This window comes from Haloarcula sp. CBA1129 (assembly GCF_008729015.1).
Classification (GTDB): domain Archaea; phylum Halobacteriota; class Halobacteria; order Halobacteriales; family Haloarculaceae; genus Haloarcula.
Window position 1 is genome coordinate 278,733 of sequence record NZ_RKSM01000001.1, and the last position, 13,604, is coordinate 292,336.

The following is a 13,604-nucleotide window of genomic DNA, read 5'->3' on the forward strand; positions in this document are numbered from 1 at the left end:
GCTGGGCGGTAATCCGGAAAGAAAGTGCAGCAGTCCGTCTCAGTACTCCTGAATCCCGTCGTCAGTGACGACCGCATCAAGCAGGTGCGTCGGCGTGGCGTCGTAGGCCGGGTTTGCGATCTCGAATCCGTCTGCGGGCTCCCGGAGTACCTCCGACGGTGACCGGATCTCGTTTTCGAAGGCAAAGGCCCCGTCAACGTACTTCGCAGCGGCCCCGACGACCGTCACTGGCACGTCGTTGTCCGCCGCCGCCGTCGCAATCGGATAGGTCCCGATGCGGTTGTACAGCGTGTCGTCGACGATGCAGTCCATGCCGACGAGCACGCGGTCGACCTGTGACATGAAGTGGCCGGCGGCGCTGTCGACGATGAGCGTCACGTCGACGTTGTCCCGGTCAGCGAGGTGGCGCGTCATCTTTCGACCGAGGAAGCGTGGTCGGGACTCCGTAACGTACACCTCGAAACTGTGGCCGGCCTCGATGGCATCGTCAATGGCAGCAAGGACCGTCGAGGAGAAGTCATGCGTCAACAGCACGTCGTCGTCAGCAATCACCGACGCGGCGCGCGCAGCGGCGCGGTCTTTCGACGACTCCACCGACTCGATAACGTCATCGATAGCTTCGGTAGTCAGTTCCTTAGCGGTCGCCACGTCGTCGGGCTCCGCGTCCGAGACGGTGTTTATAATCCGGTTCTGGGTCGTATGGAGGGAGGCGTGTGAGGGGTTCGCTCGCCGGAGAGCGCTGCTGTTCCGGTCGAGCGAGCGGAGGTAATCCTCGACCGTCGGGTACTCCCTGTCAGTCAGATCCCGGAGCGCCTGAGCGGCTTTGACTGCGACCACGGAGGAACTGTGGGTCTGCATCTCCGAGATCTCCTCGACAGTCTCGTCTATCATACCGGTGGCTGTGAGTTGAACCGATATGTGTCTTCCCCCTCGCCGTCGAACAGCATTTAACGCCGTCTCACATTAGGGGTGATAGACGGCTATGGGACGGCTCAGCACGGACACAGTCGGGATGACAGAGAGCATCGGCGTCGCCGTACTCATCGGGCTGACGCTACTCGTGACGGCCATCGTCGGGCTAAACGTCCTCGTCATCGAGGACGACGACGGCGGTGGCCCACAGGCGAATTTCAGCTACGACTACATCTCGGATAATCAAGTCCTTATTGTTACACACGAACGGGGTGACGAGTTCGAAGCGGGGAACGTTGACATTCAGGGGCCCGACAATCGGGTTACTTGGGCAGAAGTGGCTGGCCGAGAACCGAAAGCGACCGTTGGACCCGGCGATGTTGTGCAATTGAGCAGCGGGAGTGCTTATCAGCAACAGGTGAGGGCGCAGGACACGATTATAATATACCACAACACGAGCGGGAACCGGACCCGGCTGGACCAGTGGAACGGCACGAACTGACTGGCGGTACTGCTGTGGACCGGTCAGTCCGCCGAAACCGACGTCTCCCGGTCGCTCTGTGCCGGCCGACCGAACCAGTTGTCAAAGGAGAGCGGCCCGGCACCCATCGTGAACACCGCTGAGGCCATTCCGAACAGTGTGATGTGAGCGAGCACCGGGTCGTCCGGCAGGCCAAACAGCGTCGTGGTGAACAGGACAAAGGAGACGGCCGCGGCCCCGCGAGTCATGAAGCCGACGATCAACACCAGACCGACCAGCATCTCGGTCAGGCCAGCGCCGAGCACCCACATCCCGGGGTCGACGGGCACGACTGCAGTAAGGTCGTACTTTTCGACGACCAGCAGCGCTTGGCCGGGCTCGGCGAGTTTCTGAATGAGCCCCAGATAGATGAACGTCACACCCATGCCCACGCGAACGATGACCGGGACGTACTCACGGAACTGGTCGGTTGTTGCGTCCAGAAACCGCTTGAGATGGTGTACTGGGTCGACGCGGCCGTAATAGGTCCCGTCGGTGCTGGCGACCTGCTGGAGCATGTGGTCCGCGCTCGGGCGACCACCGCCCAGAATCAGCAGTGCCAGAAACGCCGGGACGTACTCCATAGCGAGAACGACACCGGGGTCGACGCTCAGCGCCCAGCCGAAGGTCGCCAGCCCAATCGTCGTGACGATACGGGTCGCAAGCCCGAACAGGAGGGTGAAACCCATCCCGATAAACAGAATACGAGCCAGTGGGTTCGTAGCCGGATCAAATGTCACTGTGGGGGCGAACAGATACCCCTGAAAGCCGGCGCCGACGAGTGGCAGTCCCACGCTGAGTCGGAGCATCCACGGGACGAGGTCCGAGTAGCCGATGAGGACATCCCGGAGGATGACGATGTCCGCAATCGTCGGCCGGACCCAGAGATACGCCGCAAGACCCGCGGTCACTGCCAGACCCGAAACACCGAAAATAGCCGCATTCACTGGATTGGAGAGGACGGACAGCGCGAACTCGAGCGCGTCGAGCGCGTCGCCCGGCCCCTCGGTCACGTAGTCGACATGTGCCGCCGCAGGTCGCGAAAGGAGCGTGAAAACAAGCGCGACGATGCCGGCGAAACTCGGGATACGAGTGTCCATACCTGATAATTCGTGCGCTGGCTACCTAATGCTGTTCGTCCGTTCCGTGGTACTTTGCGGTGCAAGCGCCTCACGAGCGCCCCATCTCTGTAGGCGGTGGAATTATATCCACGCCTCCACTACTTATACGGCAGTGAGCGTCAACATCGAGACACAGATCGTCGAACGCGGGGACGACGAACACGTCGACGCGGCGTGGCGGCTCAAGGAGGCCATCCGCGAGTCCGACGGGGTACTTCGACAGCGACGGGGGTTTTTTCGCGACGCCTACCGCCGGTCGACCACCTATCTCTACATCGACCGGTCGAAGGACTGCCTCATCGGCTTTGCCGCGGTTCGACGCGACGGCTACATTCTCTTTCTCGCGGTCGACGACGAGTACCGGGGCCACGGATTCGGCAAGCGACTCGTCGCCCGCGTCGCCGAGGACTACGGCAGCGTGACCTGTCACGCCCGAGCGACAAATCGTGAGGCAATTGGCTTCTACAAACACATCGGCTTCGAGATCAGGCGGCGCATCGACAACTACTACGAGGACGGCGGCGACGCCTACTATCTCAAACTCGGCGAGGACACGATTACCGACAAACTGTCGAAGTTCCTGCGCAGTTAAGCGAACGCTTTTCAAGGGACCTCCCCAACGAGGTAGCCGATGGAAGAGCGGACCCGCGCGTACCTCCGTGGCCGGTTCGGCGATCACTACCGACAGGCGTCCGTAACGCCGCCGCCGGCCGCCAACGAACGCGAATGGGGATTCATCCCGTGGACCGACGGCCCCGGCGAGACGATGGTCCGCCATCGTTCGCTGCTGGATCTCGGCGAGATCGAGGACTTCCTCGGTCGCCGGAAGCCCCGCCACGTCTACTTCTCCGCGGGCCGCTACGACGAACCGAGCGCCTCCACGATGTCGGACAAGGGCTGGCGCTCCTCTGACCTCGTGTTCGACCTCGACGCCGACCACCTGCCGAGCGTCGTGCTGGGCGAGGACAGCTACGCGGAGATGCTCGCGAAATGCAAGGACGCGCTGCTTCGACTGCTGGACTTCTTGGAGGACGACTTCGGCTTCGAGGATCTGACCGTCGTCTTCTCCGGCGGGCGGGGCTACCACGTCCACGTCCGCGACGAGCGCATCCGGCATCTGGAGCGGGACGCGCGCCGGGAGGTCGTCGACTACGTCCGCGGCATCGGTCTGGAGTTCGATGAACTCGTTGACGAGGAGTCCGTCGCCGGCACGGCCGGCCGGTCAAGCCCGGCACAGAAGCGGACGCTCTCGACGGAGGGCGGCTGGAGCGCTCGCGCGCATCGCCACATGCTCGCCGTCGTCGACGACCTGCTCGCAATGGAGGAGGCGGACGCACTGGACCGACTACAAGAGTACGACGGCATCGGCGAGGGGAAAGCAACGGCGGCGCTGAACGCCGCCCGGTCGAACTACGAGCAGTTGGAGGCCGGCAACATCGACGTGCATCCGGCGTTCTACCAACTGGCGAAGATTCTCCTGCACGAGGTCGTCGCGGCGGACAACGCGCCGATTGACGAGCCGGTGACGACGGACACGAACCGGCTCATCCGCCTGCCCGGGTCGCTACACGGCGGCAGCGGGCTGGAAGTCCAGCGCATCGACCGCGAGGATATCGACGCGTTCGACCCGCTGGTCGACCCCGTGCCGGAGACGTTCCGGGGTCACGACATCACCGTCGAGGTGACCGACGGCGGCCTCGTGGAACTAGATGGCGATAGCTTTACACTGGAGGCGGGTAATCAGACTGTACCAGAGCACGTGGGCGTGTTTCTCATGGCCCGCGGGCGTGCCGAGAAGGGGAAGGAATGAACGTAGACGAGCTCCAGTCCGTCCAATCACGCGAGCGCCAGACCGACCAGCTCCAGCAGCTGCGCGAGACGTTCTACGAGGACGCCGGACAGTTCATTCAACAGCTCCGGACGGAGCGCGACCGCGCGGCCGAGCGCGCCGAGGACCCGTTCGACTCACCCGAAGTCAACCGCCTGACCGACGATATCAAGACCGCCGAACAGACTGTCGAAGCGGTTTACGAGCGCCGTGTCGGTAAAATCGTCAAGATGGCGTCGCTGGCTGCGGCCGATATGCCGACCGAGGACGACGGCCTCACACAGGAGGAGCGGGACCTGTTCGAGACGATGGTCGAGGCCATCGAGTCCAACCGAGGCCACGTCCTCGATGTAATCGCGGGAGAGGCTCCGACCGGTGCGGTCGGAGACGAGTCGAACTCGGACGAGCGGCAGGCTCCCGATCCAAAACCACACCAGACGGCGGACGACGCGACAGCCGACCCGCCCGAGCCCGCATCGACACCGGACTCGGGCGTCGACGCGGCCGACATGATGGGCAGCGGCGGGGACCAGTCGCCGCCACCGGACCGCGACGAACCGACGCCGCCCGATCTGGAGACGGACAGCGATCCCACTGCCGGCAGCCAGTCCGACCCGGCGGACGTGCCGGGCGGCGACGTTCCGGTCCCACCGGCCGAACCCGGTGCTGGGTCCGATTCCGGTCCGGCGGCGGATCCGACACAGGCCGACGGCGGAACGAAGTCGCCGGCCGGTTCTGACACAGCCGGGGCCGACGTGGACCGACGGACGGTCCGCATCACGGACGACGTGGGCGAGATATTCGGCGTCGACCAGCGCGAGTACGACCTCTCGACGGACGACGTGGTGACACTGCCGGCCGACAACGCGGACCCGCTGGTCGAACAGGACGCTGCCGAGCCGTTAGAATAAATCGACCAACGGGCTCGAACCGGCTGCTGTGTGACGCGCCGCCGGACCATGTTCTGAGGCAGCGATTGACTATTTATATACCGTCGTTCAGTTGGGAGTATGAACACGCACGTCCGCATCGTCGTCGCCCTGCTTCTCGGTGCATTCGCGTTTGCCGTCACGACCGTCACAGTCACCGCTGGCTTCGAACCGCAGATAGCGTTCTCACTGCTTGTTGGCCTTCCCGTGGGCGTGTCGGCTGGCCTGACTGGACTGTTTGCTGGATACGTCTTGCTGTGGTACCGCGACCGGGCAGCGGTGGGCGAAATCTCCAAGCGCGCGGTCCGCCTTCGACTGGCCGCGCTGGCGACCGTCGCGGACTTCGCCGTGGTCACTGCGGCTGGCGTCGCACTCTACGCGTTCGCCGGTTCGAGTCTCGGTATCAGCCTGCTGGTCGCGGGGCTTCCGGTGACGCTGCCGCTTGCTGCCGCCATCGGCTACTTCGCGGCCGGTAGCAACCGTCCCGAGCAGGGCGAGTTCCGGACACAATAATAGACTGGGACAGCGGAATCAGCCGACGGGAGCGCGTTATGGCTCTGGGCGCGAACCGAGTGTGAGTTCGACTGTCTCCTGTGTCCCGTCGCGCTCGACCAGTACGTCGACCGTCTTGCCGGGGCTGGTCTCCAGCGCGAGAAAGCTCCCCAGCGCCTGCCGCGTCGGTGTCGGCGTGTCGTCCATCTGTCTGACCACGTCACCCCCAGTGGGAATCGCCGTCCCGGAAACCATAGTTTCCCCGTCGCTCCCCTGCAGCACGCCCGCTGATGGACCATCACTGACGACACGAGTGATGTACACCCCGGACCCGGGATCCAGATTGTTCGCCTCGGCAAGCCGCGGAGACACACTCCGGAGTCCAACGCCCATGTACGGGTGGTCGTAGTCGCCAGTCTGGATGAGCGATGGGACGACGCGCTGGGTGAGCGGGGCCGAGATGGCGAAGGCGACGTTGTCGCCGCCGCCGGAGTTGATTACCCCGACCACGTCGCCGTCAAGCGTGACCAGCGGCCCGCCGCTGTTGCCCGGATTGACCGGTGCGTCGGTCTGAACCGCATCCGCGATGGAGAAGTTGTTGGCACTCTGGAGCGTGCGGTCGACGCCGCTGACGATGCCCGCGGACACCGAGCCGGAGAGGCCAAACGGGTTCCCGATAGCCACGACTTCGGTTCCGACCGTCGGTTCGGTCTCGACAAACGAGAGGGGTGTCACGTCCGGCGTCGCGCCGATGCGAAGGACCGCCAGATCGCTGTATACGTCCGCGCCGACGACGGAGGCAGCGCGCCAGCCGGTCTCGGAGAAGCGGACGTAGTATTCGTCCCCGCCTGCAACGACGTGTTCGTTCGTGACGATATGCTCGTCGTCGATGAGGAAGCCGCTTCCCTGCCCGCCACGGGTGGTTTCGGAGTACACCCTGATTGAGACGACGGCATCGGCTACCTCCTGATACACGTCGGTGTAGACGCTTTCGGACTGCGCAACCGTGTCGGGCGACGCCGACTGGTCCGCAGTGTCACCGCTGGTTCCGAGACTCTGACAGCCAGCTGTGGCCGTGACGGCTGTCCCGAGGGCACCCAACATCGCCCGGCGCGTGAGAGACTGTTTCATACTGGGCCGTAGGTCTGGGCTGCGAAAAAAGCATGGTCAGGGGCCGTCGCCGCAACCGGGTGCTCAGCCGTCGTGTCTCGTGACTTTCAGTTTGGCCCGGAAACCGGGCATAAACTACAATCGTCCCGATAGCATACGGGGGCGCATGGCAGAGGACTCATCGGGAACGAAAACGCCGACACCGGGGTTCGTGTTGCCCGGTCTGCGATGTGGTGTCGAGATGGCACTCGTCGGGACAATTGTACTGCTCATCGGACTCCCGACCGAGGAGCCGATACGGCTGGGAATCGTCTTCCTGTCGGCGGTACTGGCGATGACAGTAGTACTGTTTTGGGCGGTCGGCCGGCATATGCGACGCTGGATTCGCTACGCGCAGGGCAAACCGACTCGGACGACACCGTTTGACTGAGAGCAGCGACATAGCCAACTGCCGAGTCGACACCGGCTATATTAATAAATAGGTGCAGATATTTTATTAATAACTCCCACTAAATGCCCCTATTTTAGCAGCTGGATTAATAAGATAGGGTCGTCTAGTACCGGTAATGACGGAGTCCGACAGCTGTTCGGATGGCAGTGGGTGTGGCGACGCGGGTGCCGACGGTCCCCCGACAGCAACGGCTGAGGGACAGACGAGACGGGTCGTACAGCTGTCCGTCCCGGAAATGGACTGCCCCTCCTGTGCGGGCAAAGTGGAGTCGAGCGTCCGCGAACTGGCAGGTATTGTGGCCATCGACCCGCAGGTGACGACGGGCCGGCTCACCGTCGAGTACGACGCGGCCGAGACCGACACAGTTGCGATTACGGAGCGCGTCGAAGCGGCGGGCTACACCGTTGCGGACGACGGCGGGGAGACGTTGCGGTTTCGTGTCCCGGAGATGGACTGTGCCTCCTGTGCCGGCAAGGTCGAGAACGCGCTTGACGGAGTTGACGGCATCAGAAGCGCCGAAACGCATCCGACCACCGGGACGGCTGTCGTCGCGTACGACCAGAACACGACGACGGAGAGTGACCTCGTGGCGGCTATCGAGAGCGCCGGTTACGAGGTCGAAGAGACGACTGGGGAGAACGAGACAACGAACGGACAGCAGGACGACAACGGCTCGCTTTGGACCAGTCCGCGGGCGCTGAAGACGTGGGTCAGCGGCGTGTTCGTCGCATTTGGCCTCCTCTTCGAGTTCTTGCTGCGCGGTGCGAACACGCAGGCCGGACGTGTTCTCGGGTCGCCGCTGCACGTCGCCGATGTCTTGTTCCTCGTCGCTGTGGCCACCGGTGGTCAGGAAATCCTGCGTGGCGGCTACTACTCCCTGAAAAACCGGCAACTGGACATCGACCTGCTGATGTCTATCGCCATCTTGGGCGCGCTCACCGCGAGTCTGGCCTTTGGCGAGGCGCTGTATTTCGAGGCGTCCACGCTGGCGTTCCTGTTCAGCGTCGCGGAGTTGCTAGAACGCTACTCGATGGACCGCGCCCGAAACTCACTGGAGGAACTGATGGATCTCTCGCCCGACGAAGCAACGGTTGTGCGCGACGGCGAGGAGGTAACGGTCCCCGCCGACGACGTGCGCGTGGACGAAACTGTCGTCATCAGGCCCGGCGAGAAGATTCCGATGGACGGCGAGGTCACCGACGGGACCAGCGCGGTCAATCAGGCTCCGATCACCGGCGAGAGCGTCCCCGTCGACAAGACCGAAGGTGACGAGGTGTACGCGGGCACCATCAACGAGGAGGGATACCTTGAGGTACGAGTCACCGCGGCGGCCAGCGACAACACCCTCTCGCGCATCGTCCAGATGGTCGAGGACGCCCAGTCGAACAAGACCGAACGCGAGCAGTTCGTCGAGCGCTTTTCGTCGTACTACACGCCGGTCGTCGTCGCCTTCGCCGTTCTGGTGACGCTGACGAGTCCTGCCGTGTTCGGCGTGGCATGGTCGACCGCTGTCGTGTACGGCCTGACGCTGCTGGTGCTTGCCTGTCCCTGCGCGTTCGTCATCTCGACGCCCGTCTCCGTCGTCTCGGGCATCACGAGCGCCGCAAAGAACGGCGTCCTGATCAAGGGCGGGAACCACCTCGAAGCGATGGGTGCGGTCGACGTGGTCGCCTTCGACAAGACGGGCACGCTGACGAAGGGCGAACTCACGGTCACCGACGTGATTCCGCTGAACGGGAACACCGAGGACGAGGTCCTGCAGTGCGCCCGCGGACTTGAACAGCGCAGCGAACACCCCATCGGTGAGGCTATCGTCGCCGAGGCGGGGGCTGCTGGTGCCGGGAGGGCGGACATCGACGACTTCGAGAGCATCACCGGCAAGGGCGTCCGGGCGGACCTCGACGGGACGCCCCACTACGCCGGCAAACCGGGGCTGTTCGACGACCTCGGCTTCGACCTCTCGCACGTCCACGCGACTACTGACGGCGGTGTTGTCACCAAAACGACCCAGCAACTCTGTGAGCGCACCAACTGTCTGGACTTGCTGGAAGACGCCGTCCCCGAACTTCAGGCCGAAGGCAAGACGGTCGTCATCGTGGGCACTGACGAGGAGATAGAAGGGGTCATCGCCGTCGCCGACGAGGTACGGCCGGAGGCGAAAGCTACCGTGTCCCGACTCCGAGAACTGGGCGTCGAACGGACAGTGATGCTCACTGGCGACAACAAGCGCACTGCGGGAGCCATCGCGGCGCAAGTCGGCGTCGACGACTACAAGGCAGAACTCCTGCCCGACGAGAAGGTGGCGGCCATCGACGACCTCGTCGGCGAGTACGATGGTGTTGCAATGGTCGGAGACGGTATCAACGACGCGCCGGCACTGGCGAGTGCAACTGTGGGCGTCGCAATGGGAGCCGCCGGCACGGATACGGCCCTCGAAACGGCCGACATTGCGCTGATGAGTGACGACCTGTCGAAGCTCCCGTACCTGTACGAGCTGGCGAACGACGCCAACGGAGTTATCCGGCAGAACATCTGGGCCAGTCTGGCGGTCAAGGCCGGCCTCGCGCTCGGCGTTCCGTTCGGCCTCGTCCCCATCTGGGCCGCCGTGCTGGCCGGTGATGCCGGTATGACAACGGCCGTGACCGGCAACGCGATGCGGCTTTCGCGGATTCGGCCGAACAGCGGCGACTAGATATCGCCGGCCCGGATGTCGGCGAGTCGCTGGCGGTCGTACAGTGTTTCGCCCCGGTCGAACTCCGTCGGGAACAACTGCTTCGCGGCCCGCTCGGTCTTTGAGAGGTTGATAATCGGCCCTTGATACATCCCTCCGGCCGGATAGACATTACCGTTCTGTACGGCGGTCAGCTGGCTTGCCGTATCGTGGTTTCTGAGAAATGAGAGATATGTCTCCTCGAACGACGACGGTGTCCGGTGCGTGTCAGTGTACAGCATCAGTACCTCGGGGTCTATCTCCAGCAACAGTTCGTAATCGATGGTCCCGCGGTCGGAGGTGAAGCTCTGGATGTCGCTCCCGGCGAGGGCGTCGCCAACCCCCAAGTCGTGCCAGTGCTTGTATGCCGTCCGCTCGCCGAGCCGATAGGGATAGAACTTCTCCGGCTCCGTCGACCCTGGTGACAGCAGCGCGATATCCGGGCGCTGGTCTGCAGCAGGCAGTCGGTCCTGAATCTGGTCGAGGAACTCATCGTGAAGGGTCGAGAGTGCCTGAAACCGGTCCTGACGCTGGAACACCGCTGCGACTTTTTCCGTCGCTTCGTACAGGCTGTAGTACGGATAGCTCTCGTGCCAGGAGTACGTCGAGAAACTGGTGTTGCCACAGAATGGGCCGACGCGGTCGTGCATCTCTTCGACGTCGGACTGGTCCCAGTCCGGAATCAGGTTCACCATGTAGTTGGGGTCGATGAAGTGAACGTCTGCGTCGAGTTCGAGCACCAGTTCCTTCGAGATACCGTCCTGCCAGAGGGATACCATGTCGTCTTTCGCCGGCGAGAGCCCCGGTACGTCCTCGTAGTGCCACGTGCGGTATTCCCCGGTGAGAACGACAGCCTTGGGACTTGCCAAACCCAGCGCGATGCCCATGTCCGCCCAACTGGCGTTTTCCGCGACCCACGTCTGGGGCACTGCGTCGAAGGTCACCTCCCCCGCCGGTTCGATAGTGACGCTGTAGGACTTGTCCGCGGTCGGTTCGTCAGCGGCCGTCGAATCCGTCGGTGTTGACTCCGTCTCCGTCGACGAGGCCGTACCCGTAGTTGTCTCCGATTCTGCTGAGTCTGAGCCACTGCTTCCCGTACACCCGGCCAGCAATCCGCCACCGATGACCGTGCCGCCGTAGGCGACGTACTCGCGTCGTGTCAGCGCCGACTCCTCGCTGGATCTGTTCGACATATTTTAGGCTTGCCTAAAAATTATAAAACGTCTTCGGTTCCAGCAGCCACGCGTCCGTCTGAAGCGGTCCGAATGCCAGCAACGCGCAACTATAGACATATTTACTGGTTTGAAAGAGATTTCGAATCAATTTGTTGGGACGTTGTGACTGCGGCCGCTCCATGTCTGTAGAGAACGAAGCACCCAGTCAGCACCTATGCAGCGATGCCGCGGTGTACTATTAAGTAGGTCCCGGGAGTAGCGTGCACCCGATATGGAACTTACATGGTACGGTCATTCGACGTGGCACGTGACAGTTGACGACACCGAGTTGCTTATTGATCCGTTCTTCGACAACCCCAAGACGGACACCGACCCGGAGGAACTCGACCCAGACTACGTGCTGTTGACCCACGGCCACGCCGATCACATCGGCGACGTGGACCGCTACGAGGGCTGCGGGCTCGTGGCGACGCCGGAAATCGTCGAGTACTGCGAGGACAACTTCGGCGATTTCGACGCCGTCGGCGGGATGGGGATGAACCTCGGCGGCACCGTCGAGATCGGCGACGCCTTCGTCACGATGCACCGAGCCGACCACACGAACGGCATGGACACCAGCTACGGTACCAGCGGCGGGATGCCGGGCGGGTTCATCATCTCGGACACGAAGCCGACGCAGGTCAGCGACGCGGAGTCGACGACGTTCTACCACGCCGGCGACACCGGTCTCATGACGGAGATGCGCGATGTCATCGGGCCGTTCCTCGAACCGGACGCCGCGGCGGTGCCGGTCGGCGACCACTTCACGATGGGACCGATGCAGGCCGCCGTTGCCGTCGACTGGCTGGATGTCGACCACGCGTTCCCGATGCACTACGATACGTTCCCACCAATCGAAATCGAGACACAGGACTTCGTGAACGAGGTCAAAGGCACCGGCAGCGATGCGGAGGTCCACGTCCTCGACGGCGACGAGACCTTCGAGCTCTAATCCGGGCGTTCCACGTCGGTCACGGTGAACCGCGCGCCACCGTCTTCGCTGTCATCAACGGACAGCGACCAGCCGTGTTCTTTTGCGATCCGGTTGGCGATGTAGAGGCCGAACCCGCTGTTTTGTTTCTCTGATGCGTACCCTGCTTCGAACACCCGCTCCGGTGGCGAGACATCGACGCCCGGTCCATCGTCTGCGACGAAGAATCCCGAAGACGTGGCGCCGACGCAAATCGAAACGTCGGGACCGCCGTGTTCGACGGCGTTCGAGAGCAGAATCTCGAGAAACAGGCGCATCGATTCCGCGTCCGCCAGCAGTCGCCTATCGGACGTCACTTCGAGCGATGCGGCTTCGAGCGACAGCGAACTCCACACGTCCCAGACGACCGTCGAGAGCCACAGCTGTTCGGGTTCGAACCCCGGCGAGTCGCTTGACGCCAGCGAGACGACCTTGTCGACGATACCGGAAAGCTGGTCGATAGAATCCTCGACGGCGTCGATATGTTCGTCGTCGGCCTCGATCTGCGAGAGATGGCCGGTCGACACTTGGAGTTCGTTTCGGAGTTCGTGTGCGGCCAGCAACGCCACCTTCCGGAGGCGTTCGTTCTGTTGCCTGAGGAGGCGCTCGCGCTCCTTCTGGTCGGTGACATCCTGCGTAATGCCGATGAGACCGGCCAGCTCATCGGTTTCGTCGTACCACGGGACCTTCGACGTTCGGAGGTGTTTCCCCATCGACGGGGAGAACTCGTGGACATCGAGGATGTCGGTCCCGTCGTTGATGACCTGTAGGTCGTCGCCGCGTGCTGCATCCAGATACGTGGCCCCAGCAGGGAGCCCGTCTTCGTCTCGCCGACCGAGTAGTTCTGGGGGCACATACGATGAATTATTGAGCAGCACGTAATGCCTATCATCGTCTTTCACGTACAGGTGTTCGGAGTACCGTTCGAACATCGTGGCGAGAATCGTCTCCGGCCGGGAAGCCGGACGGGCAGCAACCGTCTCACTTCGGTTTAGTGCTTCCCCGACTTCGGCTGCCAGTTCCGGCGACCCGATATCGCCGTCGGCGACCGTCTGAATGTGGGCTCCTCGGTCCGCCGCGGTGCCGTACAGTACCACTGGGAGGTCCGGGTAGAGACCGGTGGCCGCCTCCGCCAGATGTCCGCCCGCCATCCCTCCACACGTCACCGGGACGACGAGGCAGTCAACCGCAGTACGTAGCAGTGTCGTATCGACGCATTCGGGCGCAGTCGTCTCAACCGTTGCGTCGATTGCTGCCTGTTCAAGCGCCGCTTGTAACTGCTCTCCGACAGCAGTCTCGGTAGCGACGAGGAGGGCGGTCGGCGGGGACATCAACACGCCCACAATT

The 13,604-nt window shown here is 63.2% G+C and carries 13 protein-coding genes; 8 read left to right on the forward strand and 5 right to left on the reverse strand.

Features of this window, described 5'->3' with window-relative positions:
• Nucleotides 1-39: 39 nt before the first annotated feature.
• On the reverse strand, nucleotides 40-891 hold the full coding sequence (locus tag Har1129_RS01365; RefSeq protein WP_151099019.1) for a translation initiation factor eIF-2B: 852 nt from the start codon (nucleotides 889-891) through the stop codon (nucleotides 40-42).
• 91 nt (nucleotides 892-982) lie between these two features.
• Between Har1129_RS01365 and Har1129_RS01370 the strand changes: the two genes are divergently transcribed.
• On the forward strand, nucleotides 983-1,414 hold the full coding sequence (locus tag Har1129_RS01370; protein ID WP_151099020.1) for a type IV pilin: 432 nt from the start codon (nucleotides 983-985) through the stop codon (nucleotides 1,412-1,414).
• Between the two features lie 23 nt (nucleotides 1,415-1,437).
• On the opposite strand, the gene Har1129_RS01375 is transcribed toward Har1129_RS01370, so the two are convergent.
• Nucleotides 1,438-2,532 carry a DoxX family protein gene (locus tag Har1129_RS01375; protein ID WP_151099021.1) on the reverse strand — a complete coding sequence of 365 codons (1,095 nt, stop codon included), beginning with the start codon at nucleotides 2,530-2,532 and terminating at the stop codon, nucleotides 1,438-1,440.
• 133 nt (nucleotides 2,533-2,665) lie between these two features.
• Here Har1129_RS01375 and Har1129_RS01380 point away from each other — a divergent pair, with 133 nt between their 5' ends.
• The 4 genes from Har1129_RS01380 (at nucleotide 2,666) to Har1129_RS01395 (ending at nucleotide 5,823) form a co-directional block, all read left to right on the forward strand.
• Nucleotides 2,666-3,145 (forward strand): N-acetyltransferase, encoded by a 480-nt coding sequence (locus Har1129_RS01380; RefSeq protein ID WP_151099022.1) that lies wholly within the window; start codon nucleotides 2,666-2,668, stop codon nucleotides 3,143-3,145.
• 39 nt (nucleotides 3,146-3,184) lie between these two features.
• Nucleotides 3,185-4,363 (forward strand): DNA primase small subunit PriS, encoded by a 1,179-nt coding sequence (gene priS / locus Har1129_RS01385; RefSeq protein WP_151099023.1) that lies wholly within the window; start codon nucleotides 3,185-3,187, stop codon nucleotides 4,361-4,363.
• On the forward strand, nucleotides 4,360-5,292 hold the full coding sequence (locus Har1129_RS01390) for a hypothetical protein (protein ID WP_151099024.1): 933 nt from the start codon (nucleotides 4,360-4,362) through the stop codon (nucleotides 5,290-5,292). Before priS ends, Har1129_RS01390 begins: the two co-directional genes overlap by 4 nt.
• 99 nt (nucleotides 5,293-5,391) lie before the next feature.
• A complete protein-coding gene (locus Har1129_RS01395) occupies nucleotides 5,392-5,823 on the forward strand; it encodes a hypothetical protein (protein ID WP_151099025.1) in 432 nt (143 codons plus the stop codon).
• Nucleotides 5,824-5,859: 36 nt separating this feature from the next.
• Here Har1129_RS01395 and Har1129_RS01400 read toward each other — a convergent pair whose 3' ends face one another.
• Nucleotides 5,860-6,933 carry a S1C family serine protease gene (locus Har1129_RS01400; RefSeq protein WP_151099026.1) on the reverse strand — a complete coding sequence of 358 codons (1,074 nt, stop codon included), beginning with the start codon at nucleotides 6,931-6,933 and terminating at the stop codon, nucleotides 5,860-5,862.
• Nucleotides 6,934-7,078: 145 nt separating this feature from the next.
• Between Har1129_RS01400 and Har1129_RS01405 the strand changes: the two genes are divergently transcribed.
• Nucleotides 7,079-7,342, forward strand: coding sequence for a hypothetical protein (locus tag Har1129_RS01405; RefSeq protein ID WP_151099027.1), 264 nt, complete (start codon nucleotides 7,079-7,081; stop codon nucleotides 7,340-7,342).
• A gap of 136 nt (nucleotides 7,343-7,478) precedes the next feature.
• Nucleotides 7,479-10,055 carry a heavy metal translocating P-type ATPase gene (locus tag Har1129_RS01410; RefSeq protein WP_151099028.1) on the forward strand — a complete coding sequence of 859 codons (2,577 nt, stop codon included), beginning with the start codon at nucleotides 7,479-7,481 and terminating at the stop codon, nucleotides 10,053-10,055.
• On the opposite strand, the gene Har1129_RS01415 is transcribed toward Har1129_RS01410, so the two are convergent.
• Nucleotides 10,052-11,266: an ABC transporter substrate-binding protein gene (locus Har1129_RS01415; RefSeq protein WP_151099029.1), complete on the reverse strand. Its 1,215-nt coding sequence runs from the start codon at nucleotides 11,264-11,266 to the stop codon at nucleotides 10,052-10,054. The two genes, Har1129_RS01410 and Har1129_RS01415, sit on opposite strands and share 4 nt — an antisense overlap.
• Before the next feature lie 253 nt (nucleotides 11,267-11,519).
• On the opposite strand from Har1129_RS01415, the gene Har1129_RS01420 reads away from it, so the two are divergent.
• Nucleotides 11,520-12,239: a metal-dependent hydrolase gene (locus Har1129_RS01420; RefSeq protein WP_064288442.1), complete on the forward strand. Its 720-nt coding sequence runs from the start codon at nucleotides 11,520-11,522 to the stop codon at nucleotides 12,237-12,239.
• Here the strand turns inward: Har1129_RS01420 and Har1129_RS01425 are convergent.
• Nucleotides 12,236-13,588, reverse strand: coding sequence for a hybrid sensor histidine kinase/response regulator (locus Har1129_RS01425; protein WP_151099030.1), 1,353 nt, complete (start codon nucleotides 13,586-13,588; stop codon nucleotides 12,236-12,238). The two genes, Har1129_RS01420 and Har1129_RS01425, sit on opposite strands and share 4 nt — an antisense overlap.
• Between the last annotated feature and the right edge of the window lie 16 nt (nucleotides 13,589-13,604).

Excerpts from the sequence above, each read along its gene's own strand:
- Har1129_RS01370 (WP_151099020.1), top strand. The coding sequence starts at position 983 with ATGGGACGGCTCAGCACGGACACAGTCGGGATGACAGAGAGCATCGGC.
- Har1129_RS01400 (WP_151099026.1), bottom strand. The coding sequence starts at position 6,933 with ATGAAACAGTCTCTCACGCGCCGGGCGATGTTGGGTGCCCTCGGGACA.
- Har1129_RS01410 (WP_151099028.1), top strand. The coding sequence starts at position 7,479 with ATGACGGAGTCCGACAGCTGTTCGGATGGCAGTGGGTGTGGCGACGCG.
- Har1129_RS01390 (WP_151099024.1), top strand. The coding sequence starts at position 4,360 with ATGAACGTAGACGAGCTCCAGTCCGTCCAATCACGCGAGCGCCAGACC.
- Har1129_RS01395 (WP_151099025.1), top strand. The coding sequence starts at position 5,392 with ATGAACACGCACGTCCGCATCGTCGTCGCCCTGCTTCTCGGTGCATTC.
- priS (WP_151099023.1), top strand. The coding sequence starts at position 3,185 with ATGGAAGAGCGGACCCGCGCGTACCTCCGTGGCCGGTTCGGCGATCAC.
- Har1129_RS01425 (WP_151099030.1), bottom strand. The coding sequence starts at position 13,588 with ATGTCCCCGCCGACCGCCCTCCTCGTCGCTACCGAGACTGCTGTCGGA.
- Har1129_RS01365 (WP_151099019.1), bottom strand. The coding sequence starts at position 891 with ATGATAGACGAGACTGTCGAGGAGATCTCGGAGATGCAGACCCACAGT.
- Har1129_RS01405 (WP_151099027.1), top strand. The coding sequence starts at position 7,079 with ATGGCAGAGGACTCATCGGGAACGAAAACGCCGACACCGGGGTTCGTG.
- Har1129_RS01375 (WP_151099021.1), bottom strand. The coding sequence starts at position 2,532 with ATGGACACTCGTATCCCGAGTTTCGCCGGCATCGTCGCGCTTGTTTTC.
- Har1129_RS01415 (WP_151099029.1), bottom strand. The coding sequence starts at position 11,266 with ATGTCGAACAGATCCAGCGAGGAGTCGGCGCTGACACGACGCGAGTAC.
- Har1129_RS01420 (WP_064288442.1), top strand. The coding sequence starts at position 11,520 with ATGGAACTTACATGGTACGGTCATTCGACGTGGCACGTGACAGTTGAC.